This window comes from Kitasatospora herbaricolor (genome assembly GCF_030813695.1).
In the GTDB taxonomy this organism is placed as follows: domain Bacteria; phylum Actinomycetota; class Actinomycetes; order Streptomycetales; family Streptomycetaceae; genus Kitasatospora; species Kitasatospora herbaricolor.
Genome location: NZ_JAUSVA010000002.1, coordinates 6,704,031 through 6,729,118 on the forward strand (window position 1 = coordinate 6,704,031; position 25,088 = coordinate 6,729,118).

Below are 25,088 nucleotides of genomic sequence, written 5' to 3' on the forward strand. Positions count from 1 at the left end.
ACCTGAGTCACGGTCGAACGAGGTTTGATCTAGGAAATAATGGCTAAATGGTGCATTTGGGACATGAATCCGAGATCATTACCGCTGGTAACACTTCGCTGAGCTGGGAAGTCCTCGAACTGTTTGGTTTCCCGGGTGGACGACTCGTAGCTTCATTCCCGGTGCAACGAGCACCACCCGGGTTCACCCCCCGCCGCACGGCCCGCCGGCTCACCCCGGCCCGGGACGTGCCCGCCGCAGCGACCGGCTCGAACAGGTCCGCGGTGTGACGGAGGGCTGCCGGGGCGGCGCGGCACGTCCCATACGTGCCCGGCCGCTCATCGAGTGAGGCGAGTGAGACACGGCCCGTCCAGGGTCTGGTTCCGCATGCCCGCCCGGGGCTGTCGAGAGGAACCTCATGACCTTCCGTAACGAGACCGCCGCTGCCACCACCACCTCCGCCAAGCGCAACCGCGTGCGGATGGTCGTCATGGCCGGCGCTGTCGCCGCCCTGCCGGTGGCCGGCCTCGTCACGGCCCACTCGGCCTCCGCCGCGTCGGTTGCCACCTGGGACGCCGTCGCCCAGTGCGAGAGCACCGGCAACTGGAGCATCAACACCGGCAACGGCTTCTACGGCGGCCTGCAGTTCACCTCCAGCACCTGGGCCGCCTTCGGTGGCACCGCCTACGCCCCGCAGGCCAACCTGGCGACCAAGGCGCAGCAGATCGCCATCGCCGAGAAGGTGCTCGCCTCGCAGGGTCCCGGCGCCTGGCCCGTCTGCTCCGTCAAGGCCGGCCTGACCAAGGGCGGCGCCCCCGCCGCCGTGGACACCGCCGCCCCGGCCGCCAAGCCCGCCGCCCCGGCCGCCCCGGCGAAGCCCGCCGCCCCGGCCAAGCCCGCCACCTCCTCGGACGCGGCCCCCGCCGCGAAGGCCGCCCCGGCGCCGAAGGCGTCGGAGCCGGCCAAGAACTGGAGCTCCGACTCCGCGAAGTCGTGGAAGTCCGCTCCGGCCAAGAAGAGCACCGACGGCAACTACACCGTCAAGGCCGGCGACACCCTGAGCAGCATCGCCGCCGCCCAGGGCCTCGACTGGCACGCCCTGTACGCCAACAACGCCCAGGTCATCGGTGGCAACGCCGACCTGATCTTCCCCGGCCAGACCCTCACCGTCTGATCCGGTCCGGGTACCTCCGGCGCACGCCGCACGGCCGCTCCCCTTCGGGGGAGCGGCCGTGCGGCGTGTCCGGGGTGTCGGGCGTCTCCGGCGTCTCCGGCGTGGTCGGCATCGACGCAGGCGGACGCTGCCGCGCGGGCGCCCTGACGGGCGTAGCGGGCCGCGCGGCCCGCTACGCCGGATGGCAGGCACCGGCGGCGTGTCACGGCCGGTGGCGGTGGCGGCCGCCTACGCTCGACTGCTGTGCCTTCCTGGGACTAAGCGACAAGCATTCTTAATCGGCGCGGTGGCGCTCTGGCTGGCCGTGCCGGTGTCGGGCGCCGTGCTGCGCCCGGCCACCGCGGCCGCGCAGCTCGACGGGTCCGGCCCGCGCGCCCCCGTCGCGCCGGCGGTCCCCCACGCGGCCGGGGCGCCCGTTGCCCCGGCCGCCGCGCCCGCCACGCCCACCGGCGAACCGGTACCGGCCGCCCAGAGCCCGGTCACGTGGCCCGGGCGGTCGGCGGACCCGCCTCCGGACCGTGCCGCGCCACGGCACCCCGTCCGTCCCGGCGTGCCCGGTAATCCCGGTATGTCCGGTGCGCCCGGCGCGAGGCGACCACCGGCCGGGCTCCTGCCGCCTGCCGCGAACCCTCCGCCTGCCGTGGACCTGCCGCCGGCCGCGGCCAGGGTGCCCGCTGCGCCGGTCCGGCCCGCCGTCCACGACGCGGTCTGGGACGAACTCGCGCAGTGCGAGAGCAGCGGCGACTGGCGGGCCGACACCGGCAACGGCTACTACGGCGGCCTGCAGATCTGGCCACCCACCTGGGCGGAGGCCGGCGGACCCGCTTTCGCCGACCGCCCGGACCACGCGACGCGGCGTGAGCAGATCGTCGTCGCGGAGCAGATCCTCCGGATGCAGGGCTGGGGGGCCTGGCCCGTCTGCTCCCGCGAGATCGGTGCCACGAACATCGAGCCGGAGCCGGAGCCGGAACCAGGCCATGACCTCGGCCTTGACCCTGGCCCCGACCCCGACCCTGGCTTCGACCCCGACCCGGCCCTGGACCCGGACGGCGGTCAGGACCCGGGGCCGGCTCCCGACCCTTCCGCCGGCTCCGAGCCGGTGCAGGCCCCCTGGAACGGCCCGCAGAACGAAGCGGCTCCCGGCCAGGTCCCCGACCCGGATCCCGGCCACGGGCGGGTGCGCGGGCAGGACCGCACGCGGGCGCACGGAAGCGACCGCGCGCCGCACCGGGGCGGAGTTCCCCCGGCGGCTGCGCCCGCGCCCGTACGTCCGGCGCCCACGCCGTGACCGGACGGGGCTGTACCTGATCTGCACGGGGCCGCCGTGGTCGCCCCGTGCCCCTGAGTGCAGCCGGGCCCGGAGTGTCGCCCCGCCGGGCCCGGCCGGCGTCGCCACCACCCCCGGGCGCGGGAATTTGCCGGGCCGCTGGAGAATTCGACTGGACGAAGGCGGTAGCCGGGCGGAGGACCTCCCCCGGGCCGCCCGGGAGAGGAAACACACCCATGGGAAGCCCCGTCGACCAGCTGGTCGAACTGCTCGACCTGGAGCAGATCGAACTGAACATCTTCCGCGGCCGCAGCCCCGAGGAGGAGCTGCAACGCACCTTCGGCGGCCAGGTCGCCGGGCAGGCGCTGGTCGCGGCCGGGCGCACGGTGGAGGGCGACCGCCCCGTGCACTCCCTGCACGCCTACTTCCTGCGCCCAGGTGTCCCCGGAGTGCCCATCGTCTACCAGGTCGACCGGATCCGGGACGGCCGTTCCTTCACCACCCGACGGGTGCTCGGCATCCAGCAGGGCCGCTCGATCTTCGCGCTCACCGCCGACTTCCACGTCCCAGAGCAGGGCGGCATCGAGCACCAGAACACGATGCCCGAGGTGCCCGCCCCCGAGGACCTGCCCAGCGCCCTGGAGGAGGTCGGCGCCAGACTCGGCGAGCTGCCGCCGTTCATCAGCCGCCGCCAGCCCTTCGACATCCGCTACGTCGACCGGCTGCGCTGGTCGAAGGAGGAGCTGGCCGGGGTCGAGCCGCGCAGCGGTGTCTGGCTGAGGACCAACGGCGCCCTGCCGGACGATCCGCTGATCCACGTCTGCGCCCTCACCTACGCGAGCGACATGACCCTGCTGGACGCCGTCCGCGCCCCGGTCGAGCCCCTGTGGGGGCGGCGGCACTTCGACATGGCCTCGCTCGACCACGCGATGTGGTTCCACCGCCCGTTCCGCGCCGACGAATGGCTGCTCTACCAGCAGGAGTCACCCGTCGCGCACGGCGCCCGCGGCCTCGCCCGGGGCCAGATCTACGACCGAAGCGGCCAGCTGGTGGTCTCGGTGGTGCAGGAGGGCCTCTTCCGCCCGCTGCCGGAGTAGCCGCCGCCGTCGCCACGCCGCGGCCCCGCCGCCGGCCCGGCCGGCCGACCCGCCGGCACCCGCCCGGGGTGGGCCCGCCGGCGGGGCATGGCTGACCTGCGGGGAATGTTCCGCCCCCGGACCGAGCGTTGAGGGTGTTGAGACCGGGTGAGCCGGTGCCTGTCGGACTGGAGCGTTTCGATGACCGAGACTGCCGCAGAGGCGTGGAAGCACTGGAGCGACGGCCGAGCGGCAACGGTGAGTTCGCCGCACGGCCAGCTCGCGCTCACGGGAACGCACTGGCTGGAGCCGGATCCAGGCGCCGTACCCGGCCTGCCCGGTCTCTGGTGGAGCGACACCGAAGGCGTCCGGCTGCGCGCCAAGGCCCAGGACGGCATCGTGCTCGACGGCAGGGGCAGCCCGGACGCCCCGGTGGACGGCGAGGTGCTGCTCCGCCCCGACACCGACCCGGCGGCCGACACCGCCGTCCTCGGCGACCTGCGCCTCGTCCCGATCGAGCGCGAGGGGGAGATCGCCCTGCGGGTGTTCGACCCGGCCGCGCCGGCGCGCCTCGCGTTCGCGGGCATCGCCGCCTACCCGTACTCGCCCGAGTGGGCCGTCCCGGCGGTCTTCACCCCCTTCGAGGCCGAGCGCCCGCTGGTGGTGCCGAACGCCGACGGCCGGGAGCGGCCGCTGACCGTGACCGGCCGGATCACCTTCACCCTGGCCGGCGAGCACCACACCCTGACGGTCAGCCGCTCCGGCGCCGGACTCAGCGGGGTCATCGCCGACGCGACGAGCGACAAGGACACCTACCGCTTCCGCTTCATCACCCTCCCCGCCCCCGACGCGGACGGCCGCACCGTGCTCGACCTCAACCGGGCCCACCTGCCGCCCTGCGCCTTCGCGGACCACTTCATCTGCCCCTTCCCGCCGCCGGGCAACCGCTTCGCCATCGCGGTGGAGGCGGGGGAGAAGCACGTCCTGACGCGCTAGCCGGCCCCGCCCCTCGCCCGCCGTTCCCTACGGAAGGTCCTCGCCGGTTCACGGCTGCCGGGGGCCGTCCCCGGGCGGGCCGCCACCCACCCCGGTGGACGGCGGTTCGAACAGGCAGTCGACGATGAATGCTGTGCCGACGAATCAATCCCCAGCGGGCGAGTCCCCGACGCAATCCCCCAGCCCATCAGCCGGCCGGTCCCGGCCCGACGCCCCGGGCGGCGACCCGGCCCCCGACCACCCCGTGACCGCCGGGCCCGTCGTCCAGGACTCCGTCACCGCGGTGCCCGCCGGACCCGCCGGCGCCGCGCCCTGGTACCGCCGAGCCGCGCGCGGCGCCTTCGCCGACCTGAGCCCGCTGCGGGAGAACGCCGACTACCGCCGCCTCTGGTTCGGCCAGGCCGTCTCCTCCATCGGCCAGCAGATGACGGCCGTCGCGGTCTCCGTCCAGGTCTACGACCTCACCGGATCCAGCTTCGCCACCGGCCTGGTCGGACTCTGCTCGCTGTTCCCCCTGGTCGCCTTCGGCCTGTACGGCGGGGCGATCGCCGACACCGTCGACCGCCGCCGCCTCGGCCTGATCGGCGCGGCCGGCCTGGCCATGGTCTCCGCCGTCCTGGCCGGCCAGGCGCTCGCCGACCTCGGACAGGTCCTGGTCCTGTACGCGGCCGTGGCCGTCCAGGCCGGATTCTTCGCGATCAGCTCGCCCGCCCGCTCCGCGATGGTCCCCCGGCTGGTACCGACCCATCAGCTGCCGGCCGCCAACGCCCTCAACACGGTGAGCATGAACCTCGGCCTCACCGTCGGCCCGATGATCGGCGGCGTCCTGATCGGCGCCTACGGCGCCCAGGCCGCCTACCTGGTCGACACCGTCGCCTTCGCCGCCACCCTCTACGCGATGTGGCGGCTGCCCGCGATGCGCCCGCTCGGCGAACGCAAGGGCCGCGCCTCCGTCCTGGACGGACTGCGCTTCCTCCGGGAACAGCCCAACCTGCGCACCAGCTTCCTGGCCGACCTGGCCGCCATGATCTTCGGCATGCCGCGCGCCCTCTTCCCCGCCATCGCCGTCGGCTTCTACGGCGGCGACGCCCGCACGGTCGGCCTGCTGGTCTCCGCCCCGGCGGTCGGCGCCCTGATCGGCGCCCTGTTCTCCGGCTGGATCAGCCGGGTCCACCGCCAGGGCGCCGCCGTCCTGGCCGCCGTCGCCGCCTGGGGCCTGGCCATCGCGGCCTTCGGCCTGCTCCACAACCTCTGGCTCGGCCTCTTCATGCTCGCCCTGGCAGGCTGCGCCGACACCGTCAGCATGATCTTCCGCAACACGATGATGCAGGTCGCCGCCCCGGACGAGATGCGCGGCCGCCTCCAGGGCATCTTCATCGTGGTCGTCGCCGGCGGCCCCCGCCTGGGCGACTTCGAATCCGGCGCCGTCGCCTCCCTGACCTCACCCGCGGTCTCCGTCGTCACCGGCGGCCTCGCCTGCGTGGCCGCCATCCTCCTGCTCGCCGCCCGCCGCCCGGCCTTCCTCCGCTACGACGCCCGCCACCCCACCCCCTGACCTGCACCACCCCGTCACCCGCCCCCGGCAGACCCCCGCTCCCACCAGCCACGCCGCCCCCGGAAACCTGGCAGCGAGCACCCCTCCACGTGCTGTATTGTTTTCCACGTCACCGGGTCACCGGGGACAAGGTCGAGAAACCGAGAAGCCGAACCGCAAGGCCCGGCGACGAGGATCCGAGACCACGGGACGTGGCGCAGCTTGGTAGCGCACTTGACTGGGGGTCAAGGGGTCGCAGGTTCAAATCCTGTCGTCCCGACAGTGATGTCGGAAGCCCGCCGATCTGGATATATCCAGGTCAGCGGGCTTCTTCGCGTTGATGCCGATGTTCACCTGACGAGGCGAAGGCGCCGCGCGCCCGGCTCCGTGGGGACCAGCTGGGGACCAACCGTCTCCCGGCCGGCCGCGAGGTGCGCGCTCAGCGCTTGGCCCGCCAGCTCGATCGACTGCAGATCGGGATGCAGGTACCGCTGCGTTGTGGTGAGCGATCCATGCCCAGCGATCTTCCGCAGGACATGCAGCGGGACCCCGGCATCAGCCATCCACGTGAGCCCGGTGTGCCGGAGGTCGTGGCGGCGCAGGTACTCGTACCCGAGCCGAAGCACCACCTCGTCCCAGTGCGTCGCGTCGCGAAGGACAGCAGTGGTGATCCGCCCGCCCCGTGGACCGGTGAACAGCCTGGCCATCGGGTCGTGTCCGACGGCGTCGAGGCGCTGTTCCACCAGTGCGCGGATCTCGGGGATGAGCGGGACTGTCCTCCGGCGCTTGCCCTTGGTGCCCTTGTCCAACAGCCCGCCGGGGCCGGGTGTGGTCTGCCGGCAGAGGTCCCACATCCAGGTCGTCCGGTTGATGTCCTTGGCGCGGACGCCGGAGACTTCCCCGATGCGTGTGGCGGTGCAGGCCGCGAACCTCACGACGTCGCCCCACCCCGGGTACTGGTCGGCGGACCGTTCGACCAAGGCCGTGGCGAGTTGATCCAGGGCCGCCCAGTTGCGCAGCGCGAGAGAGCGAGGGTTGTCCAACTCGTCCTCGGCCCGCTTGTACTCCTGCTGCCAACCGACCACCCGGGCCGGGTTGACGTCCATGAGGCCGTCCCGGACCGCCTGTTCCATGACCCGGACCATCACCGCGAGGCTCGACTTCACGGTGGATCTGCTGCACTCGTCCGCGATCCATCCGTAAACCGCGCGGTCGGCCAGGCCGTTCGTGATGGTGGCGACACCAAGGTGACCGAGGGCCGGCACCACGCGCAGCCGCCAGCCGGCCCGGTACGGGTCCAGGGTCTTGGGCTCAAGGCCCCGCATCGCCAACTCCCAGTTGGCATTGCCGTACTCGGCCAACGTCATCGTGGCCGCGGCCGGGTCGATGCCACGGGAAGCGGCCTTCCGCATCCGCTCGATCCAGCCGAGCGCGTCCTCTTCGGTCTCGAACGCCTCGGAACGGGACGGCCGCTTCTTCGTCCGAGGATCGGTCCACCGCACGCGGGCACGGAAGGGCGTTGCCCGGTCGGGCCGGTGTTCCACGTCCGACGACAACTTGATGCCGAGGGGGAGGAAGTGTTCAGCCATCACGCCGCCTGCGACGGGTCGACGCGACGCGATCGCAGCCAAGCATGGACGTCCGGCACGCTGTACATGGTGACCCGCGACGTGAGCCGCACGAAGGGCGGGCCCTGCGGGGGAGTCGACGTTCGCCAGCGCCTCAGCGTCGACGGATCCACCCCTATGACGGCGGCCACGTCCTCGGTCGAGAACCACCCTCCGTCCAAGAGGCCAGAAGCATCGTTCTTCGAGGGCGGTCCTGAGCGACTGACCGATTCAAGAAGCTCGGCGACTTGCGCAACTGTCAGCAGAGTCTCAGGCATTGGTGGGTTCTCCTTCCGTTCCGGGTGCGGGTTGTAGTGCGGCGGTGAGCCAGGTCTCGCCGGGGGTGAGGCCGATGCCGGCGAATACCCAGTGGGCGAGGACGAGGGTGGTCTCCTCCTCGGTGTCGGGGGTGTCGGGGCCGTTGAGGTGTTCGAGAGTCTGGGCTCGGCGCCAGGCGGCGCGGGCGTTGCGGAGGGCGCCGAGGGTGGTGGAGTACTTGCGGGTCTTGGTGGAGAAGTGGCCGCGGAAGCCGAGCATGTGGGCCCAGGCCCGCAGCCGGAGGTCTTCCAGTTCGGGGTCGGTGCCGAGGGTCCAGCAGGTGCGGATGAGGCGGCGGGCGTGGTCGGGGATGTCGAGGTGTCCGATCTCGGCGAGGAAGCGAACGGGGCGGTCGAGGGCGCCGGTGGCGGTCTCGGCTCCCTTGGTCGCGTACTTGGCGATGTAGGCGGCGACGGCCCGTTCGGTGATCTGCACGGGGCCGGTGAAGTCGGCGCTTCGGATGGTGCGGATGTCGAGTTGGGTGCCGAAGGCGAAGCGGTGCTCCCGGCCGCCCCGGAGGGGGCCGGGGATCTCGGTGCGGCGGGCGGCGGCGCGGATCGCGTCGGTGAGCAGTTCGGCGGACGCCCAGGCCGGCGGGGGTGTGTCGCCGCCGTCGGGGCCGTCGAGGCGGATGACGGCGTGGAAGTGGATGGCGCCGCGTTTCTGGTACTCGGCGACCTTGCCGAAGGAGATCCGGGCGAAGTCCTTGAACTCCCGCTGGGTCAGGCCCGCCCGTTTGGCGACTTCGCGGCGCAGGTGGATGGAGAAGCGGGCCCAGATCTTCCCGGCGTGGGCGTTCCAGAGGACGGCGGCTTCGTAGTCGTAGGTGTCTGGGTTGAGGGGCGTGCCGAGCAGCGGGTCGCCGGTGGGGTGGGTGGTGCCGCAGCGGCAGCGGCCGGCGGTGGGGCGGTTGTGGACGGGGCCGAAGCTGGGGGCGGTGAAGGTGGCGAAGACCCGGGGGTGGGTGGCGACCGTCTCGGGGGTGCCTTTGCCGCCGGTGAGTCCGGCGGTGATCAGGTGGTAGGTGTCGCGGCGGTAGGTCTCGGCGCAGGACGGGCAGCGGGTGACGCGCCGGTTGCCGCAGCGGATCAGGAGGTTGCCGGCGGGCAGGTCGGCGGATTCGAGGTGGTGCAGGACCTGCCCGGTGGTCTCGTTGATCTCGGTGCGCCAGCCGTCGAGGCGGATGGGGGTGGTGCAGCCGGCGAGTCCGGAGAGCTGGCGCATGAGGGCGGGCATGGTACCGAGTTGGGCGATGCTGAGCAGGTCAGCGACCGGGGGCGGCGCGGTGGTGGTCATCAGGCGGCCACCGCCCGGGGCATACGGGCGGGCTCCAGGACGCTGCCGAGGACGGCTGCGGCGAGGCCCGGGGGGACGGCGTTGCCGATCTGTTCGAACTGCTTGGTCCGCGAGCCCTGCCAGGGGTAGTGGGCGGGGAAGTCCTGGAGGACGGAGGCTTCGGCGATGTCGAGTTCGCGGCGGTCGCCGGGCAGGTCGCCGGTGCGCAGGGTCCAGGAGCGGGCGCGACCGGTGAGGGCCCAACTGGGGCCGGTGGTGGTGAAGCGGTTGCCGCCGGTGCGGTGCTCGCCGCGGGTGACGATGTCGCCGGAGGGCAGGGCGAGGGCGTCGGCCATGGTGACCCAGGGGGCGCGGCCGGGGCCGAAGAGGGTGTCCGGTTCGGGGGTCTTGGCGTGGGTGGGTGTGGGCGGGGCGGTCTGTCGGGTGCGGGAGGCGATGAGGAGGGTGCGGCGGCGGGTCTGGGGGATGCCGTGGTCGGCGGCGTTGAGGATGCCGACCCAGGTCGAGTAGCCGATGGTTCGCAGGATGCGGGCGGTGTGGGCGAAGAGGGGCTCCACGGCGGGTACTTCCTCCAGGGCGATCCAGTCGGGGCGGGTGTCGAGGGCGAAGCGCAGGGGTTCGACCACGAGCAGGGAGCGGGGGTCGGTACAGGCGGCGCGCAGGGCGGTGCGGGTGTCGTGGCCGGCGGCGAGGTCGTCCAGGGCCTGGTGGCACAGGGCGATGTCATCGGCCCCGGCCTGGAGTCCGGCGGCGGAGAAGGTCTGGCAGGGCGGGGAGCCGATGAGGCCGGAGACCTTGCCGCGGAGCTGGGCGGTGGGGAAGGCGGCGACGTCCGCGCGGACGGTGCAGTGGCCGGCGGCGGCGCGGGTGGCGCAGGCGGCGGGGTCGAGTTCGAGGCCTGTGTCGGTGTGGCCGAGTCGGCGGAGTGCTTCGGACCAGCCGCCGGGGCCGGCGAACAGGTCGATGATGTGGCGGTTCACGGCGGTTCCTCCCTTCGGGGAGGGCCCCGGAGTCGGGCGCTGGGTGACTCCGGGGCCGGCTGGTCAGGACCGGTCGTTGGTGGGCTTGGGGTGCTGGTCGATCCACTGCTCGGCGCACACCTTGTGGACGGGCTTGCCCCGGTCGGAGCGCAGGTTGGTGTGCTTCTCGCAGACGCCGCAGGGTTCCGGTTTCGGGGACCAGTGGCGGGAGTCGCGCCAGTCGAGGAGGGCCATCGGTCAGGCCGTCCGGGCGCCGGCGGTGGCCAGGAGCCGCAGGACGGTGCCGGTGCCGTGGCAGGTGGGGCAGGTGACCGGGACGGTGTGGCGGGTGCCGTCGCTCAGGCGCAGGCCGGTGGCGATGGCCACGGCGGCGAAGCCGGAGCAGTCGGGGCAGATCCGGGTCTGGGCGTGGGTGTGCTGGGGCATGATGAAGGTCTCCTTCGTGGGCTTCGGTTCGGGGAGGGGTTGCGGTCTCCGGGGCGGCGGGATGCTTGGCGGTGTCGAGCCGCCCCGGGGACCGGTCTTGCTAGCGGCGGCGGGAGGTCCGGCCGTCGGGCTTGTGGGAGTACATGTCGCGGTCGGCGGCGGCGAGCGCGTCCGTGAGTGAGGGGACCGGAAGGTTCGCGAGGTGGCAGACGCCGACGGAGGCGCCGACGGGGATCTGCTGGTCAACCAGCAACATCTGCTTTGTAAGAGCAGCGTTGAGCTGTTCCAGGCGGTCGGCGGTGGCGTCCAGGACAACGACGGCGAATTCGTCCCCGCCGAGGCGGGCGGCGAGGCCGTGGGGCGCGCACCAGGTGGAGAGCCGGTTCGCGGTGGTCGCAAGGACGGTGTCGCCGGCGGCGTGGCCGTGGGTGTCGTTGACGGCTTTGAAGTCGTCCAGGTCCACGAGCAGGACCGTGGTGCGCTCGGGGTGGGAGCGGATCAGGCGCTCGGCGCGGGCGGTGAAGCCGTCGCGGGTGTGCAGGCCGGTGAGCGGGTCGCGGCGGGCGGTGGCGAGGCGGCGGTAAAGCCAGGTTCCGTGGGTGCTCCAGCCGACCAGGGGGACGCCGGCGGCGGCGAGGATCGGGGCGAGGTCCATGGTGCGAGGTCCTTCCGGTGCGGGTTGCGGCCCCGGGGGCGGCGGGATGCTTGGCGGTGTCGGGCCGCCCCGGGGGCCGGTCAGAGACCGAGGGAGAGCGCGCGGGCCGAGGCCCGGTCGAGCAGCTGGTGAATGTCCGCCTGCCGGGTGGTGGGGCGGTCGTTGTAGTCGTCCAGGGAGCTGACCGGGCGTCCGGTGGCGTGCAGGATCTCCATCACCTGGACGCGGGCGGTGGTGACGGTGCCCGGGGTGCCGTAGCCATGGGCGAGGACGGCGGCCTGTGCGCCGAGGAGGCAGACCCGGCCGGAGGTGTCCCACAGGGCGCCCTGCACCCAGCCGAAGGCGGCGATGTAGCGGGAGGCGAGCAGCAGGTGATCGGCGGCGGTCACCGGGACGGGTCGGGCCGGGCGGCGGGCGAGCCGGTCGAGCAGGGTCGGGTGCGGCACGGGGTGGCCGGCGTTCCAGGGCTGGACGGTGGAGCCGAGCGGGCAGACGTACGGGACGGTGCGGCGGGCCGGGGTGGGGAGGGAGGCGAGGTAGGCCTCGATCTCGGCGATCAGGCCGGAGGCGTCCGGGGTGAGGCGGAGCGGAGGGAGCGTCAGGAGGTCGGTGGTCATGGCGGGTGCTCCGTTCACTTCGTGGTGACGGCGTTGACGCCGGATCGGGTGGTTTCCTCGATGACGGGGGCGAGGAAGGTGCCGGCGAGGTAGAAGCCGAAGAGGGCGATGAGGGCGGCGACCCACAGGCGGATGCCGAGGAGCTTGACGGCGGTCCAGGTGGCGGCGCCGAGGACGACGACCAGGGGCAGGGTGACGTTCACGGGAGGGGTCTCCTGTCAGCGGACGGTGCAGCGGTGGGTGCGGGCGGCGATCTCGGCGGCGGGGCGGGAGTCGTAGTCGGCGGAGAAGCCGCAGCGCGGGGCGGTGCAGACGGCGGTGTGCTTCTCACGGCCCCGGCCGTCGTAGTAGCTGGCGACCTGGACGGGGCCGATGCGGATGCTGTTGCGGGGGCGGATCGGGCGGGGCACGGCGGTTCCTCCGGTCAGGTGAGTTGGGCGGCGATGGCGTCGGCGAAGTGCGCGGGGACGCCGAGGCGGACGCGCAGGGTGTCCGGGTCGATCGGGGTGCCGGTGCGGGCGTGGTGGTCGTCGGCGACCTTGCGGGCGTGGTCGATCAGGGCGGCGGGCACCGCCACCGGCGGAGCCGGGACCGGGACGGGTGTCGGGGCGGGCGGAAGAGCCGGGACCGTTTCGGGGGCTTTGACGGCCGGCGGTTCGGGCTCGATCACCGGGGCGACTGGCGGCGCGGGCTTGTAGGGCGGCAGGTCCGCCTCCGGGGTGGTCTCGGGTTGCGCGGGACGGTCGGTGGCGGTGGTGGTGTGGGCGAGGAGGGTGCCGCCGAAGAAGGCGAGGGCGGGCCAGCCGGCGACGAGGATCCGCAGCCACGGCGGGACGTGGCCGAGGTCGAGGAGTCCGGCGGTGGCGACGTTCGCGCCGAGGGAGGCGGTCAGGGCGATGGCGAACCAGGTCCAGGCGGCCGGGGCCGGGGTGCCAGCGGCGCGCAGGGTCCGCATGCGGTGCCAGGCGGCGACGAGCAGCAGGTCGACGGAGACGGGGTAGGCCCAGGCCTTCCAGCCGTTCTGTCCGGCTGCGGCGGCGAGGTCGTGGAGGTGGGCGAAGGACAGGGCGCCGGCGATGGCGGCTTGCACGAGCACGGCGTCCGGGCGGAGCAGGCGCATCGGATGGGTCCTCCTTCCAAGTGGTTGGGGCCAGCACCGGGCGGGCCAGGGGCGGGCGTGCGCCCGGTGCCGGCGATCAGGGGGTTACTGGGCGGTGGTGCCGGAGCCGAGGCAGGTCGGGCACAGGACCTCGACCTCACCGGCGGGACGGGCCTTCTTGCCCCGGCCGACGGTGTGGGTCTCCTTGACCCAGCCCGCACCGGCACAGGCCGGGCACTTCGGCAGGGCGGGGGCGCGGGCAGGGCGCTTGCGGGTGGCGGGCACAGGCACTCCTCGTGTGGGCGGTGGTCAGATGAGGCGGCCGTCGCAGTCGCGGTACTCGCCGTCCGGGTCCCGGTGGGCGCCGTAGCACCGGTCGCCGTGGGTGTCGCCCTGCGGGTCCTGCTGCTGGTCGTTGTTCTGCGGGTCGCTCACGGGTGTTCCTTCCGGGGTCGGGCATGGCGGGGTAGGGACGTGGCGCCAGAGCGGCGGCGCCGGCCGGGGGCGGGGTGGGTCAGTTCGTGACGGGGCGGGGCTTGACCAGGGACGGGCCGCCGGCCGGGGCGGGCACGGTCGCGACGGCGGGCCGGAAGGCCGCGAGGGCGGGCAGGTCGGGCGTCAGGTGCGCGGTTTCGCGGCAGACGCGGGCGGCGTCGGCGAGGGACAGGTGGGGGGGTGCGGATGCGGGACCAGCCGCCGGAGGAGTCGCCGGCCACCGCCACGCCGGGCATCTCGGGGGCGATCTGCGTGGCGGCGAGGACCGCCTCCGGGGAGATGTCGCCGAGCCCCATCTCGGCGGTCGGCTTGTCGTTGACCCGGTGGACGACGCGGCCGGTGAGCTGAGCGCGGAGCATCGTGGCGCCCTTGCCCAGCTCCGAGCCGAAGCGCTGGCCGCAGACCTCCAGGAACATCCCGGCGGCGCGGCCCAGTTGGGCGAGGCGGATCAGCTGGGTGACCATGTGGTCCCGCCGGTCCTCGTCCTTGCGGGTCGCGACGAGGAACAGCTCCGCGACCTCGTCCACGATCAGGACCAGCGGCACCGGCCGCAGCTTCGCCGGCAGCCCCCACACGTCCGAGGTGATCTCCTCGTCCGCCACCGAACCCGGTACGCCTTGGTGGTCGCGGATCAGGTCGTAGCGGGCCTCCATCTCCTCGACCAGCCGATCCAGCAGGGCACTCGCCTGCTGCGGGTCGGTGGCCAGCGCGGACAGCCGCGGGGCGAAGGGTGCCTGTTCGACGCCGAGCTTGCAGTCGATGCCGACCAGCGCGACGTTGCGCCGGGCGAGACCGGTGATCAGGTTGCGCATGTAGACGGACTTGCCGGTCAGCGTCGCGCCGAGGGTCAGGCAGTGCGGGATGGCCCGGTAGTCCCGGACGAAGGCCGTACCGTCGTCCCGCAGCGCGACCGGCACCAACAGGTCACCGGCAGGCAGGCGGCGCGGCATCCGCACCTTGCGGAGCACGTCGAAGCCGGTCATCCGCAGCTCCACCACACCGGGCTTCACGATGGTGACGTGGACGGCGTGGACGCCCCAGGCGTGGCGAAGACGCTCCGCCGAGGCCGCCACGTCCGCCGGCTCCTGACCGGGCGCCAGCCGAAGCCGGACCCGAAGGCCCGTCGAGGTCGGACGGACCCGGCGGATCCTCGGCGGGACCGGGCGGATCTCCCGGCGGGTGGTCGCCCGAGTGACCAGCACCCGCAGCCGCGACGGCGCCACCGTGAGCCCGCAGGCGTCCATGGTGCTGCCGTACGTCGCGGAGAACCGGACCGCCGTGGCCGGCAGGCCGACCGCCGACCAGTACACCGCCGGAGCCTTCACCCGGGCGTACGCGGCGCCACCGGTGACAGCGGCCAGCGGACCGGCCACCTCCGCCAGAGTCAGCAGCTCGGACACGGCGCTCAGCCCTTCGCCGGGGCCGGTACGAGGGAGGTGATTGCCATCGCGCGGAACGAGATCCCGTGCCGCTTCTGGCCGTTGAACTCGTTCTCCCAGTCCCGGGCCTTGAGGCCGGTCACCGCGACCGGCATCCCGACCGCCAGACCGTCCGAAACGCCGGTCTCCGGCACCGTCACCGTGTAGAGGTTCGCCTCACCGTCGTCCGCGATCGTCAGGCCCACGGTCAGCAGTCGGGCCCCGGTCTCCCGGTCCATGGCGATCTCGCCCGTCTGCTTGTTCACCAGCTTCAGCGCCGGCGGGACCACGACGAACACGAACGCGGTCGAAGTATCGATCTTGAAGACAGCCATCGTACAGCTCCTCTAAAGGAGTCGATCTCATGCACTCATGTACATGAGCTGATGGATAGAAGAGTGCATCACTCCTGTACATGAGTCAACCCGCCGCGAGAAGAATCTCGCGGCGGGTTGCAGGAGTTGATCTGACGTCAGTCGCGGGCGGCGAAGCGGTAGTCCAAAACGAACTGGTCAGCGGCCATGACGGTGTCGCAGACCTCCACGACGATGCCGGCGGTGGTCGTGGCGTTCCGGACGAGATGGATCACCGGCGCACCGGGGCTCAGCGCGAGTGCGCCCGTCTCGGCCTTCGTGGCCAGCCGCGCGCGAACGGTCTCAGTGAACTCGGAGAGCACGTGCCCGCGCTCTTCCAGGCGGGCGTAGATCCCGCCGCCGCCAGGGTTCTCGGCGAACATCTCCGGGATGTCCTTCACCACGTCCCACGGCAGGTAGGACGTCGCCTCTTCCGTTGGCGTCCCATCCCGGAAGTACCGGCGCTTTCGCGCGAGGACCTTCGAGCCGGCCGGAACGTTGAGCCGCTCCGCGATCTCTGCCGGGGCATCCACCGGACCGACGAAGAGCACGTTGACGGACGGGACACCGCCCGACTGCTCGGCCTCCGCCAGGTACGCAGCCTTGCCCGCCAGACGGTGAGCCCGCCGGAAGCGGTCGGACGACTTGCGCTGGACCGGAGGCCGGGAGCGGACGTACGAGCCCCGCCCGTGGTGGGTCTCGATCAACTGCGTCGTCCGCAGCTCGGCCACGGCCTTGCGCACCGTGCCGGAAGCGACGCCGTACCGCTCCATCAGCTCAGCTTCACTGGGTACTGCATCACCAGGAGCCAGGACGCCCGAGCGGATCTGTGTCGCTAGGTCATCTGCGATCTGGAGGTACTTCGGCTTGGCCGTCGAGGCCGGGTCGCTCGCCATAGTCCTGCATTATCTCCTATCCTCCTGTACATGAGTAACAGCGCTCAGCAAGCCACGTCAACGCCCCTGCACTCCGTGTCCGTAGCCGGAGCTGTGGTGCGCGAGGACGGCCGGCTACTGGCGATCCGCCGAGCCGACAACGGCACCTGGGAGCCCCCGGGCGGAGTACTTGAGCTGACGGAGACCGTCGAGGACGGGGTACGCCGCGAGGTATTCGAGGAGACCGGCATCAAGGTCGCCGTGGAGCGGCTGACCGGCGTCTACAAGAACGTGAACCGGGGTGTCGTCGCCCTGGTTTTCCGGTGCCACCCCGAGGGTGGGAGCGAACAGCTTTCCGAGGAGTCGACGGCCGTCGCATGGCTGACACCGGAAGAAGTGGCCGAGCAGATGGGCGAGGTCTACGCGGTGCGCCTGCTCGACGCTCTCCAGGGGAACGCGGTTCCCCACATTCGTAACCACGACGGCCGGAGCCTGATCGACCTGCCCGAGGCCAGCTGAGTCACCGGCTCCGGGCGCCTCGCTTGCCTATTTGGCTCCACACGTATCGGTGCCGAGCCACCCGGTAGATCTGTTCTTGCCGAGTCAGGGACAGGAGAGCTGGCCGGGCTGAGAGGGTCGTCGCGATCAGCACGGCGTCGAGGACGTCCACCCGATGGGAGGTCGCGCCATGGGTGATCTTGCGCGCGCCTACCACCGCGATCACTGGGTGAACGGGGACGTCGAACCCGCACCACTGTGAGAGCAGCCGGGCCGTGCGATCAGCTTCGAACTCGGAGTTCTGGAGGTAGGGGTGGCTGCTTCGGTTGATCTTCACTGCACCGTCGCCGACCCACACCGAAGCGTCGGGATGGTGCTTTGCATTGACGGTGAAGACGCCCGGCGGTCCGATGACTACGTGATCGATGTCTGATCCGGTGGGCAGCGGGATACCGTGCAGCACCTCCCAGCCGGCGGGCTTGAGGCCCTCCAGGAGACCACCGACGATCTCTTCCCCCTCAAGCCCCTTGAGTCGCTGCTCGCCCCCCAGCGAGTCCCCAACGAGTTTTGCGGCGACCCGCACCAGCCACTTGTGACGCTGCTCGTCAGCTCTGATCATCGACTGCAAGCCAGCACCGGGGCGGTTCCGGGCGAGGTCGTCCTCAGAGGTCAACGGAGGCAGGACAGGTAGAGCCGCCGGCTGTGGTGGCGACTGTGATGGTGACTGTGGCGGGCGGGCCGGCTGCCGTGTCGTGCCAGCCTTCGGCTTCACGGTTCGCGGCGGAATCGCCCGACCGCAGGTCCGGCACCAGTCCTCGATCTTGGCGAGAGCCGCGGCTTCGTACTCCCAATTGGTGATCGTCACCACGCCCGTTTGGCAGTCCAGCCACGCAACCGACGCGCCCTTCGCCCCCGGGCGGTTGACGTACAAGCGATCCTTGCCTGCCCTGCGCCACGGCCCAACAGTCAGTTCCTCCATGTTGCCCCCTCCAAGCGCGCGTCCCCTGATACGAGATCAGCACGCCCAAGGTGGTGATGACAAGAACGCGATCAGCCAAGCCAGGGCCGGTGCCCAAGGGAGCGGGACCGGGATCGTGGACGGGAGGAGGGATGCGTAAAAACCTTCTCTACGGGTTCAAGGCGCGGCGCCGAGCGCCGCGCGGCACTCGCCCGGCCGCTCGCCGTCGCTCCTGTCTACGCCCCGCTCCGGCGGCGGCCGGCGGTGCCGCGAGTGGCGGCAGAGAGAAGTGGGGCTCTGCCCCAAACCCCGGCCCTCCTCGGAGGGGGTGTCCGGCAGGCGCGAAGGTGCACCGTCAATGTGGTGATCGTGGTGGGTCGCGGGACGGCCCCCTCCTCGACCGGACACCCAAGGGCGTACCCGGAACCCCCAGGGGCCGCCAAGGCCAAGCGCAAGCGTCACGACGTGAGCCTTGGCGGCCCCTGGAGAACCCGGGTGCGGCGAAGCTGCCCGATCGAGGAGGGAACCACCCCGCTCGGTGAGGAGCCTGCCGGCGGCGCGAATCGCTGGCTCCGAACCGGGCAAACGCCCCCCAAACCCCGGTCGCCATCGGCCCAAAGATTGCATCACTCCTGTTCAGTGCCCCTGTCACCAGCTGCAGCCACGACCAAGGGATGCATTGCCAGTCCCTAGAGCTCCGCCGGGCTGGTCAGAGCTGAGGTAGGTGTTGACAGTTCTCCGACATGCCCCAGTCCAGCCTGCCAGGGCAAACGATCTAAGCAAGATGACTTGCGTTTGCTTCGGTTGTTGCGAATAATTCGAGTAAGACAGTGGAGGGAAGCCATGGGAACTGTCACAGGCAGGAAGATCGAACCAGGCACCGTCGACGCTGGTGACGCCAAGCGTGCACTCAAGCGGATCAACAACTACCTCTCAAGTACAGCCCGGAGTGATGAGGACATCCAGGTCCATCTCGAAACGGGTGCGCAGGACGAAGCCCTCGTCCTTCCCCGCCCGGTGGTGGAGATGTTCGCCTCGATGCTCGCCGCCCTCGCCAAGGGGCAAGGCATCCAGATAATCCCGGTCAATGCCGAGCTCACGACTCAGCAAGCCGCGGACATGCTGAACGTGTCGCGTCCCTACCTGATCGGGCTGCTTGACTCTGAGCAGATCCCATTCAGACTCGTAGGGCGCCACCGGCGCATCCGTTTTGCCGATCTGCACCAATACCTGCGCGAGGACGACGCAGCCCGGAAGGATGCGGCCGACGAACTCATGCAACTGGATCAGGAGCTAGGACTGCTCTGACATGGCCTTCGTCGTCGTCTATGACGCGTGTGTGCTCTATCCCAACACGCTGCGGGATCTGCTCATACGTGTTGCCCTTAGGGGGCTTGTCCGAGCGCGCTGGACGGACGCCATCCTCGATGAGGTTGATCGCAATCTCTTAAAGGATCTTGAGATTCCTGCGGAGAAGCTGCAACGCCGTCGGCGGCTCATGAATAATGCCATCCGTGATTGTCTGGTCACAGGATATGAGCCCCTCATCGACGGGCTCAAACTCCCCGACCCCGACGACAGGCACGTGGTGGCCGCTGCGATTCGCTCCAGCGCCCAAGTAATCGTCACGGAGAACCGTAAGGACTTCCCCCAGCACTACCTCGACACGTTTGGCATCGAGCGGAAGAGTGCCGACGACTTCATCATGGATCTCATCGGGTTGGACGATCGTGTCGTGTACGCCTGCGTGCAAGAGATCGCTTTGGGTCGACGGAACCCAGCTCAGACGCTCGATGACGTACTTGCTCAGCTGGAGAGGTCCGGGCTCAATCAGACGGTCTCGGCCTTGCGTCTTGGCCGGACAGAGGCCAGTGACTAGGGCCTCATCGACGCTTGGGGGCAAGCCAGCCAGGAGGGTTCAACCGTGAGTGTCTAACTGCGCTAAAACGGAGCCGTACTTCGGCGCACCACCACGGACACTTGCGGACTGGATGTGCAGGTCAGCAGTCATCCTCCCCCAGGTACACCGAGCGTCCGAGTTGCTTCGGGGCGAAGAGGCCGCCCTGTTAAGTTCCGACCCCTAGTTGTACAGAGGCCCCATCGGAGCGAGCCCGGTGGGGCCTCTGCATGCCGTCCCGCTGCGTTTGGCTACGGGCTAACAATGCTGGCGGTGGAGCAAGCGTCAGACTTCAGATCTGCTGGCCATGTCGATTCAGGGTGGGTGGCTCGTGGTGTCGTACCGGCGTGTCAGGATCGCGGGCGGACCAGTCCGTCTGTTTAAGGGGGCGTTGTGGGGCGTTCGTTGCGTGTGGGTGATGTGCTCCGGTACACGGCTGCGAAAGACACCGCGCCGGCGGCCATCGACGGCTTCGGCAACTTCTATTTCGTTACCGACAGTCCTGGTCAGAAGCGCGCACTGCTCGAAGCCGGTATCAATGCCATGGCCAAGGTCAAGACAGGGGAGGGTATGCGGCGGCCGGCAGTGATGATCCGGTCGAGCCCGTGGAAGGCAGGGTCCGAACAGACTCCGTGGCACGACGTCTTCGACGTGACCAATGGGCATGTCCGTTACTTCGGCGACCACAAGCCCGACACGACGAAGCCGGTCGGTAGCACCACGGGCAATGCCGCGCTGCTGGAGGCGTTCGACAGTCACCAGGCACCCACGGCCGTCGGGCGAGCTGCTGCGGCGCCTCTGCTGCTGTTCCGCTCCGTGTCGAAGAACGGCAAGGTCAAGGGCCATGTCGAGTTCTGCGGGGTTGGCCTGATCGAACGTGCGGAGCGGGTGCTTCAGTGGGGAGGGCCGGACCGGACGACGTTCACCAACTATGTCTTCGACCTCGTGGTGGTCGACCTCACCGCAGAGGACGACAAGTTGGACTGGGACTGGGTCACCGCTCGGCGTGACCCTGCTCGGTCGGATGCCGAAGTGTTGAAGTTGGCCCCCGCGGCATGGCGCGAGTGGGTTAAGCACGGGCAGTCGGTGCTGCCGAAGGTGCGCCGGCGGGTAGCACGCGCACAGGTGGTCAAGGTGCGAGACCAGAAGCCCGCGACCGGGAGCAAGATCGAATCCGATCTGCAGACGGTCTACAAGCGGTTCGACGACGACAAGCACGCGTTCGAGGTGCTCGCCGCGATCGTGGCGGCGAAGGTGATGCGGGCATCCGGGCACAGTTATGACGAAGGCTGGCTCACCCGTCGCTCGGGAGACGGCGGCGCCGACTTCGTCGGTCGGTTGGACCTGGGCAGTGGTCTGGCCGGCACGAAACTGGTCGTTCTTGGGCAGGCGAAATGCATCAAGCCGGGGACCCTGGTGTCGGCCGAGCAGATTGCACGGGTGGTCGCTCGACTCAGGCGCGGGTGGATCGGCGTGTACGTCACCACGGGGTCGTACTCGGAGCCGGCGCAGTTGGAGATGGTCGAGGACCAATACCCGGTAGTGCTGATCAACGGGCAGGATCTGATCAAGGAGCTGCACGAGATCGCGGGCAAGGACCACGGCGGCGATCTCATGACCTGCGTCGAAGACCTGTTGAGCAGTCGATCACTGGAAGTCCTCAACCGAAGGCCCGAGGAGATCCTTCTCGATTGAGCCGTTATGGGTGACACCTCGCGCGTGCCACAGGCGTGCCAGATCGGGTGGTACATGGCGGTGCATTGCGGTCGCTGGTGGCGCGAACGTGGCCAGGTGGCCAGGTCGGGCGGGGCGCAGGTCAGGGCGGGTGGCGCACGCCAAGCCTTACAAAGCAGGCGTTTTTCCCGAGGCCGGTGCACGGGGCCGAGCTGAAGTGTTGCCACATCCGGTTGGTGGTCACTCGGGTAAGAAGATGGGTGGCTGGGGACCAGCTGGGGACCACACGCTGTGCACGGGGGTGCGCAATGGGAGCTTGACTGCACGAGCTTTCGTGTGCGAGAAGGCTGCCGACCTGCGGAGATTCCCGATCCCATCCTCTGGGGGTCAAGGGGTCGCAGGTTCAAATCCTGTCGTCCCGACAGTGATGTCGGAGCCCCGCTGACTGGACGGAAGTCCAGGCCAGCGGGGCTTTTGCCGTTTCTGCATCAAGGCCGGCGGATGAGCGGCAGGTGACGGCCGGGGGAGTCCCGCGGGACCAGTTCGGGACCAGGGGCTCTTGCGCCGCAGTTGCTACCTGGGTGATCTGGTCGTCCTCCACCGGCAGCTAATGGCGCGGCCGTCCAGCCGGCTATGACCGAGCTGCCCCGGGACACGAATCGGCGTTTCGTCCGCCGGGCCGGTGGCCGAGCAGGCCACTCGCTAGAGTTCGCCAGCCCGGACGTTGCGTCGTGTCGCCGATACGAATGTGCAATTCTGCGGCCCATAGGTGGCCTGGCTCGCCAACCGGCTCAGCTGGACGAACTGACTGCTCGGGTTCGGGTCCGGGGCGACGTATTGGAGATCGTGTACCGCGCCCGGTCCGTAGCCGGCGAAGTTTCGGCAATTGAGGTTGAGCGTGTACGCCTGCAGGCGGCCGGTGGTGTTGTGGATGCTTGCGGTGCACCCGGTCCACTCGGTGAGAATGCCGGCGGTGCGTTCAACGTTGCTCTTGCAGGTCACTCCCATCACGTCGCCGTTCGCGTCGTACTCGGTCAGGTCGGAGGCGTCCGAGGACGCAGCACCGGCGACCACGGCCACCAGCACGAGCAGTGCGGTCGCTGCCGCGGCGGTCGGCCACGGGTTGCGCCGTATCCACCGCAGGAGCGGCGCTTCGGGCTCCGGCGCGGGAGGCCAGTACGGGGACGAGGCAGGTTGATTGGCCATTCCAGGTCCTTCGATGGCGGCATCGCCGGCAGGTGGTCGGTTGCCGCGGCCGGTGACTCGCTGCCGGGCACGATCGCGCAGAGTGGGGTGTCCCGCAGGGGCCAGTCTCGGCATCCTTCGCGTGCTCCGTCATGCTAACGATGCCGCGCTCAGTGGTCAGCGAGACGGAGGAAAAGCTGACGCCGCAGCACCTGCGCGGACCAACGCAACCCAGTACTCCGAGCCGTATCGTTGGCAGAGGAGGGCGAGGGAGGCTGCCGGCGCGGTGCGGCTCGGAGGAGCACGCGACTTCGCTGAATCTGCCCGAGGCGTCGAACGAGCTGACGAAGCAGTGGTTCCCTGGGGCGGCCGAGCGTCAGCGCTGCCTTGGGATAGGCAGCGGTCCATGGTGGTGCCAGAGAAGTGATCGGTCTTCGCGGCGGAGCTCTGCGGACCCCCATTCCAGGCGGATCACGCCGTCAGTCAGTGAGCATGCGTAGGCGACCAGTACGAGCTGGGTACTTGGGGAGAGGCGTGCGAGGTCCGCGTGGGGTTCGTCCTCGACCGGGAGCTCGATACCGAGGTCCAGCTCTCCCTGCCGGGGGTCGGGTCCGTGTCGGCGGATGAGGTCCGCGCGGAGCCCCGAGGCGCTGCGGAGTCTGGCGCCGGTGACCGGTACGTCCTTCTTGGCGTAGCGGATCGGATACACGGCGTGGTCCCCGACGACGGCGATCGTTCTCGCTTGGAGACGGACCAGCTCCGTTCCAGGAAGTTCTGAGAGGCCGGCCGCCAGTTCCTCGTACTGCGCGGCGTAAAGTCCATGTCCGTACGCTTCGAGCGTCTGGGTGTGCACCCCTTCGTGGCCGCCTTGGGCGCGTTCGTGCGCTCGGACGACGCATGCGGGCACGATCGCTGTGACCTCGGCAGCGAGCGCCCCGAAGACGGTACTTGCCCACGGGCTGACGGAGTTTGCGTCGGACATGCGAATCCCCCGGTCGGTAGTCCTGTGAACGACCTCAGGGTCTGACAGTCCGCTGATCAGCACAGCGGATCAAGGGCGCATCGGGGGATCACGGGGTGCACATGGCCTGGTGTGGCGCGTTGTGGGCCGACTGCGAGCCCGACAGTCTGCGGGGCCACGCGTTCCGCACGGGTCGTACGGTGTCAGCGCGAGCGCGCACGCCCTGACGGGTCTTCTCCTGTATCTCCGTTCGCTTGTCGGCCACCTCCGCCCGCGCTGTGCGTTGGGCCGGTGCGCGGGCCCGGGGTGACGTCGGTGCCCGCTCGTCCGTCGGGCGGTCCGGTCCGCCGGTACCGTTCGGCCAGCGGCGGTTCGCGGTCAGCGGCGGCCGGCGCAGGACGCCGCCTTCGAACAGGCGGCTCCCGCCACCCCGGCGTTCAGACCTCGCCGTAGAGGGTGAGGACCACACCCTCGACCTCCATGCGGCTGTGCTTGATGCGGTCGCCGCGGCGCAGGGCGGCGAGGCAGTGTTCGAGTCGCTCGGTCTCGCCCGGGGTCAGCACGGCGGCGGCCAGGTCGCGCAGGCCGGTCAGTATGGCCGAGGTGAGGGCCTCGGGGCGGGGGCCCGACAGCAGGACGACGGGCCGGCCCGACCTGTCGCGGACGATCGCGGTGTTCGAGCCTCCGTGGACGACAAGCAACATCGCCTCCGTGTCCGACGAGCACGCAGCACGTGCCGGAGGCTCGTGCGGCTCACAGCCTCGGGTAGGAGAAGACGATAGCCCCGATCTCCCGATTTTTATCCTTTTCGACCCTCTAACAGCGGTATGTCTTGCCCGAGTTCATGGCAGGGCGGGTGCATGTCACTCCGCCCGGCATGGACCCGCCGGCGCTACTCCGGCCGCGGGCCTCGCCGCAGCAGGGAGTCCACGAGTGCGGCCACGTGCTTTCGGTCGGCGGCCGACAGTTGCTGCAGGCTGGCGATCAGGGTGGCGACCTCGGGATCGGTGCCGGCTCCGGGCTCGCCCTCCGCGTACAGGTGGATCCCGCAGGTCTCGGCGGCCGCGCGCCGTACCGCTTCCAGTGGCAACTCCAGGCCGACGGCGAGGCGTTCGAGTGTCGTGGGCTGTGGCATCCGCACCAGGCGCTCGGTGGTGGCGAGGTGGTGGACGGTGGAGCGGGGGAGGCCGCCGCGACGGGCGACGTCGCCGTAGGACCAGCCCTGCGCGTCCAGTTGCCGCCTCATCATTCGCTGCAGTGCGTTGTCCACGGGATGGTGTGCTCCCTGCTGTCGGAGCCGGTGGAACGTGTCCGGGTGGCCCCGATTCTACGGGCGTACGGCGCGCCGTCCATGCGATCACGCATCCCACCAGCCGATTTCCCTCCATCGAGCGGTGGTGACGCGCCGTGTTCGTGTCTGTACTTGCAGTTCCCCCCGGGGAGCGACTAGCGTCCAATCTCGTCGGACAGAACGTCCGATCTGAATGGACAGGAGCCGGGGAGCCTCCCCGGCCCCGACAGAGAGGCACTGCCATGAGCATGAACGTCACCGAGCTCGACGCCGAGACCGTGGAGCTGCTGCCGAGCCGCGAGGCGCTGGGACGGCTGAAGTTCGTGAAGGTCCACGCCAACGTCGCCTTCGTCCACGCGCACAACGAGTCGTGGGCCGTGAACGACTACTCGCCGCTCGCGGTCGCGCAGTCCGAGGCGGCGCAGTCGATCAACGTCTACCAGCGGTAACACTCCCGCA

General features: G+C 70.6%; 29 protein-coding genes, 2 tRNA genes and 1 pseudogene. 12 read left to right on the plus strand and 20 right to left on the minus strand.

The window, feature by feature from the left end; all coding sequences use genetic code 11:
* The first annotated feature begins 397 nt into the window (after positions 1-397).
* The 6 genes from J2S46_RS29440 to J2S46_RS29465 all read left to right on the plus strand — a co-directional run bounded on the left by J2S46_RS29440 (position 398) and on the right by J2S46_RS29465 (position 6,306).
* Entirely contained in the window at positions 398-1,153 is a 756-nt protein-coding gene (locus tag J2S46_RS29440) for a LysM peptidoglycan-binding domain-containing protein (RefSeq protein ID WP_191293116.1), read from the plus strand.
* Positions 1,154-1,793: 640 nt separating this feature from the next.
* Positions 1,794-2,441, plus strand: coding sequence for a transglycosylase family protein (locus J2S46_RS29445; RefSeq protein ID WP_268255729.1), 648 nt, complete (start codon positions 1,794-1,796; stop codon positions 2,439-2,441).
* A 215-nt stretch (positions 2,442-2,656) separates the two neighbouring features.
* Positions 2,657-3,517 (plus strand): acyl-CoA thioesterase, encoded by an 861-nt coding sequence (locus tag J2S46_RS29450; RefSeq protein WP_191293114.1) that lies wholly within the window; start codon positions 2,657-2,659, stop codon positions 3,515-3,517.
* A 180-nt stretch (positions 3,518-3,697) separates the two neighbouring features.
* On the plus strand, positions 3,698-4,492 hold the full coding sequence (locus J2S46_RS29455) for a DUF1684 domain-containing protein (protein WP_191293113.1): 795 nt from the start codon (positions 3,698-3,700) through the stop codon (positions 4,490-4,492).
* A 244-nt stretch (positions 4,493-4,736) separates the two neighbouring features.
* Complete coding sequence (locus tag J2S46_RS29460) at positions 4,737-6,047, plus strand: MFS transporter (RefSeq protein ID WP_370882260.1); 1,311 nt, start codon at positions 4,737-4,739, stop codon at positions 6,045-6,047.
* A 185-nt stretch (positions 6,048-6,232) separates the two neighbouring features.
* Positions 6,233-6,306 (plus strand) — tRNA-Pro (locus tag J2S46_RS29465).
* Between the two features lie 70 nt (positions 6,307-6,376).
* On the opposite strand, the gene J2S46_RS29470 is transcribed toward J2S46_RS29465, so the two are convergent.
* The 15 genes and pseudogenes from J2S46_RS29470 to J2S46_RS29540 form a co-directional block, all read right to left on the minus strand.
* Complete coding sequence (locus J2S46_RS29470; RefSeq protein ID WP_307351665.1) at positions 6,377-7,657, minus strand: tyrosine-type recombinase/integrase; 1,281 nt, start codon at positions 7,655-7,657, stop codon at positions 6,377-6,379.
* A 246-nt stretch (positions 7,658-7,903) separates the two neighbouring features.
* The gene (locus J2S46_RS29475; RefSeq protein WP_191293110.1) at positions 7,904-9,247 is read right to left on the minus strand and encodes a replication initiator; all 1,344 of its coding nucleotides are present in this window, start codon (positions 9,245-9,247) and stop codon (positions 7,904-7,906) included.
* Positions 9,247-10,227 (minus strand): DNA cytosine methyltransferase, encoded by a 981-nt coding sequence (locus J2S46_RS29480; RefSeq protein WP_191293109.1) that lies wholly within the window; start codon positions 10,225-10,227, stop codon positions 9,247-9,249. Before J2S46_RS29480 ends, J2S46_RS29475 begins: the two co-directional genes overlap by 1 nt.
* Before the next feature lie 63 nt (positions 10,228-10,290).
* Positions 10,291-10,461, minus strand: coding sequence for a hypothetical protein (locus J2S46_RS29485; protein ID WP_191293108.1), 171 nt, complete (start codon positions 10,459-10,461; stop codon positions 10,291-10,293).
* A gap of 3 nt (positions 10,462-10,464) precedes the next feature.
* Positions 10,465-10,653, minus strand: coding sequence for a hypothetical protein (locus J2S46_RS29490; protein ID WP_191293107.1), 189 nt, complete (start codon positions 10,651-10,653; stop codon positions 10,465-10,467).
* Between the two features lie 100 nt (positions 10,654-10,753).
* A complete protein-coding gene (locus tag J2S46_RS29495) occupies positions 10,754-11,308 on the minus strand; it encodes a GGDEF domain-containing protein (RefSeq protein WP_191293106.1) in 555 nt (184 codons plus the stop codon).
* Positions 11,309-11,388: 80 nt separating this feature from the next.
* Positions 11,389-11,925, minus strand: a complete 537-nt coding sequence (locus J2S46_RS29500; protein ID WP_191293105.1) for a DUF6197 family protein — start codon at positions 11,923-11,925, stop codon at positions 11,389-11,391.
* 14 nt (positions 11,926-11,939) lie between these two features.
* Positions 11,940-12,128: a hypothetical protein gene (locus tag J2S46_RS29505; RefSeq protein ID WP_191293104.1), complete on the minus strand. Its 189-nt coding sequence runs from the start codon at positions 12,126-12,128 to the stop codon at positions 11,940-11,942.
* A 15-nt stretch (positions 12,129-12,143) separates the two neighbouring features.
* The gene (locus J2S46_RS29510; RefSeq protein WP_191293103.1) at positions 12,144-12,335 is read right to left on the minus strand and encodes a mobile element transfer protein; all 192 of its coding nucleotides are present in this window, start codon (positions 12,333-12,335) and stop codon (positions 12,144-12,146) included.
* 14 nt (positions 12,336-12,349) lie between these two features.
* Positions 12,350-13,045: a DUF2637 domain-containing protein gene (locus J2S46_RS29515; RefSeq protein WP_191293102.1), complete on the minus strand. Its 696-nt coding sequence runs from the start codon at positions 13,043-13,045 to the stop codon at positions 12,350-12,352.
* An 84-nt stretch (positions 13,046-13,129) separates the two neighbouring features.
* Positions 13,130-13,309 carry a hypothetical protein gene (locus J2S46_RS29520; protein ID WP_191293101.1) on the minus strand — a complete coding sequence of 60 codons (180 nt, stop codon included), beginning with the start codon at positions 13,307-13,309 and terminating at the stop codon, positions 13,130-13,132.
* Positions 13,310-13,333: 24 nt separating this feature from the next.
* The gene (locus J2S46_RS29525) at positions 13,334-13,459 is read right to left on the minus strand and encodes a hypothetical protein (RefSeq protein WP_268255728.1); all 126 of its coding nucleotides are present in this window, start codon (positions 13,457-13,459) and stop codon (positions 13,334-13,336) included.
* A gap of 79 nt (positions 13,460-13,538) precedes the next feature.
* A pseudogene (locus J2S46_RS29530) lies at positions 13,539-14,919 on the minus strand (FtsK/SpoIIIE domain-containing protein).
* 5 nt (positions 14,920-14,924) lie between these two features.
* Positions 14,925-15,272, minus strand: a complete 348-nt coding sequence (locus J2S46_RS29535) for an SCO3933 family regulatory protein (protein ID WP_191293100.1) — start codon at positions 15,270-15,272, stop codon at positions 14,925-14,927.
* A 137-nt stretch (positions 15,273-15,409) separates the two neighbouring features.
* A complete protein-coding gene (locus tag J2S46_RS29540; RefSeq protein ID WP_191293099.1) occupies positions 15,410-16,186 on the minus strand; it encodes a GntR family transcriptional regulator in 777 nt (258 codons plus the stop codon).
* 18 nt (positions 16,187-16,204) lie between these two features.
* Here J2S46_RS29540 and J2S46_RS29545 point away from each other — a divergent pair, with 18 nt between their 5' ends.
* Complete coding sequence (locus tag J2S46_RS29545) at positions 16,205-16,684, plus strand: NUDIX hydrolase (RefSeq protein ID WP_191293143.1); 480 nt, start codon at positions 16,205-16,207, stop codon at positions 16,682-16,684.
* Position 16,685: 1 nt separating this feature from the next.
* Here the strand turns inward: J2S46_RS29545 and J2S46_RS29550 are convergent, their stop codons facing one another.
* Positions 16,686-17,642, minus strand: coding sequence for a nuclease-related domain-containing protein (locus J2S46_RS29550; protein WP_191293098.1), 957 nt, complete (start codon positions 17,640-17,642; stop codon positions 16,686-16,688).
* A gap of 822 nt (positions 17,643-18,464) precedes the next feature.
* Between J2S46_RS29550 and J2S46_RS29555 the strand changes: the two genes are divergently transcribed.
* The 4 genes from J2S46_RS29555 to J2S46_RS29570 all read left to right on the plus strand — a co-directional run bounded on the left by J2S46_RS29555 (position 18,465) and on the right by J2S46_RS29570 (position 21,614).
* Positions 18,465-18,929, plus strand: coding sequence for an excisionase family DNA-binding protein (locus J2S46_RS29555; protein WP_191293097.1), 465 nt, complete (start codon positions 18,465-18,467; stop codon positions 18,927-18,929).
* A gap of 1 nt (position 18,930) precedes the next feature.
* Positions 18,931-19,500, plus strand: a complete 570-nt coding sequence (locus tag J2S46_RS29560; protein WP_191293096.1) for a PIN domain-containing protein — start codon at positions 18,931-18,933, stop codon at positions 19,498-19,500.
* Between the two features lie 411 nt (positions 19,501-19,911).
* Positions 19,912-21,213 carry a restriction endonuclease gene (locus J2S46_RS29565; protein ID WP_229913200.1) on the plus strand — a complete coding sequence of 434 codons (1,302 nt, stop codon included), beginning with the start codon at positions 19,912-19,914 and terminating at the stop codon, positions 21,211-21,213.
* A gap of 275 nt (positions 21,214-21,488) precedes the next feature.
* Positions 21,489-21,614 (plus strand) — tRNA-Leu (locus J2S46_RS29570).
* A gap of 280 nt (positions 21,615-21,894) precedes the next feature.
* Here J2S46_RS29570 and J2S46_RS29575 read toward each other — a convergent pair.
* The 4 genes from J2S46_RS29575 to J2S46_RS29590 form a co-directional block, all read right to left on the minus strand.
* Positions 21,895-22,398: a hypothetical protein gene (locus J2S46_RS29575; protein ID WP_191293095.1), complete on the minus strand. Its 504-nt coding sequence runs from the start codon at positions 22,396-22,398 to the stop codon at positions 21,895-21,897.
* 355 nt (positions 22,399-22,753) lie between these two features.
* Positions 22,754-23,359 carry a hypothetical protein gene (locus tag J2S46_RS29580; protein ID WP_229913199.1) on the minus strand — a complete coding sequence of 202 codons (606 nt, stop codon included), beginning with the start codon at positions 23,357-23,359 and terminating at the stop codon, positions 22,754-22,756.
* A gap of 416 nt (positions 23,360-23,775) precedes the next feature.
* Positions 23,776-24,042 carry a hypothetical protein gene (locus tag J2S46_RS29585; RefSeq protein WP_191293094.1) on the minus strand — a complete coding sequence of 89 codons (267 nt, stop codon included), beginning with the start codon at positions 24,040-24,042 and terminating at the stop codon, positions 23,776-23,778.
* 188 nt (positions 24,043-24,230) lie between these two features.
* Entirely contained in the window at positions 24,231-24,608 is a 378-nt protein-coding gene (locus tag J2S46_RS29590) for a helix-turn-helix domain-containing protein (RefSeq protein WP_191293093.1), read from the minus strand.
* 269 nt (positions 24,609-24,877) lie between these two features.
* Between J2S46_RS29590 and J2S46_RS29595 the strand changes: the two genes are divergently transcribed.
* A complete protein-coding gene (locus J2S46_RS29595; protein ID WP_073923695.1) occupies positions 24,878-25,078 on the plus strand; it encodes a hypothetical protein in 201 nt (66 codons plus the stop codon).
* Positions 25,079-25,088 lie beyond the last annotated feature (10 nt).

What these genes read in the sequence shown, in the direction of transcription:
- J2S46_RS29500 (WP_191293105.1), bottom strand. Translation starts at nt 11,925, where the DNA reads ATGACCACCGACCTCCTGACGCTCCCTCCGCTCCGCCTCACCCCGGAC.
- J2S46_RS29490 (WP_191293107.1), bottom strand. Translation starts at nt 10,653, where the DNA reads ATGCCCCAGCACACCCACGCCCAGACCCGGATCTGCCCCGACTGCTCC.
- J2S46_RS29575 (WP_191293095.1), bottom strand. Translation starts at nt 22,398, where the DNA reads ATGGCCAATCAACCTGCCTCGTCCCCGTACTGGCCTCCCGCGCCGGAG.
- J2S46_RS29550 (WP_191293098.1), bottom strand. Translation starts at nt 17,642, where the DNA reads ATGGAGGAACTGACTGTTGGGCCGTGGCGCAGGGCAGGCAAGGATCGC.
- J2S46_RS29485 (WP_191293108.1), bottom strand. Translation starts at nt 10,461, where the DNA reads ATGGCCCTCCTCGACTGGCGCGACTCCCGCCACTGGTCCCCGAAACCG.
- J2S46_RS29560 (WP_191293096.1), top strand. Translation starts at nt 18,931, where the DNA reads ATGGCCTTCGTCGTCGTCTATGACGCGTGTGTGCTCTATCCCAACACG.
- J2S46_RS29555 (WP_191293097.1), top strand. Translation starts at nt 18,465, where the DNA reads ATGGGAACTGTCACAGGCAGGAAGATCGAACCAGGCACCGTCGACGCT.
- J2S46_RS29450 (WP_191293114.1), top strand. Translation starts at nt 2,657, where the DNA reads ATGGGAAGCCCCGTCGACCAGCTGGTCGAACTGCTCGACCTGGAGCAG.
- J2S46_RS29535 (WP_191293100.1), bottom strand. Translation starts at nt 15,272, where the DNA reads ATGGCTGTCTTCAAGATCGATACTTCGACCGCGTTCGTGTTCGTCGTG.
- J2S46_RS29585 (WP_191293094.1), bottom strand. Translation starts at nt 24,042, where the DNA reads ATGTTGCTTGTCGTCCACGGAGGCTCGAACACCGCGATCGTCCGCGAC.
- J2S46_RS29540 (WP_191293099.1), bottom strand. Translation starts at nt 16,186, where the DNA reads ATGGCGAGCGACCCGGCCTCGACGGCCAAGCCGAAGTACCTCCAGATC.
- J2S46_RS29515 (WP_191293102.1), bottom strand. Translation starts at nt 13,045, where the DNA reads ATGCGCCTGCTCCGCCCGGACGCCGTGCTCGTGCAAGCCGCCATCGCC.
- J2S46_RS29440 (WP_191293116.1), top strand. Translation starts at nt 398, where the DNA reads ATGACCTTCCGTAACGAGACCGCCGCTGCCACCACCACCTCCGCCAAG.
- J2S46_RS29475 (WP_191293110.1), bottom strand. Translation starts at nt 9,247, where the DNA reads ATGACCACCACCGCGCCGCCCCCGGTCGCTGACCTGCTCAGCATCGCC.
- J2S46_RS29455 (WP_191293113.1), top strand. Translation starts at nt 3,698, where the DNA reads ATGACCGAGACTGCCGCAGAGGCGTGGAAGCACTGGAGCGACGGCCGA.
- J2S46_RS29495 (WP_191293106.1), bottom strand. Translation starts at nt 11,308, where the DNA reads ATGGACCTCGCCCCGATCCTCGCCGCCGCCGGCGTCCCCCTGGTCGGC.
- J2S46_RS29595 (WP_073923695.1), top strand. Translation starts at nt 24,878, where the DNA reads ATGAACGTCACCGAGCTCGACGCCGAGACCGTGGAGCTGCTGCCGAGC.
- J2S46_RS29580 (WP_229913199.1), bottom strand. Translation starts at nt 23,359, where the DNA reads ATGTCCGACGCAAACTCCGTCAGCCCGTGGGCAAGTACCGTCTTCGGG.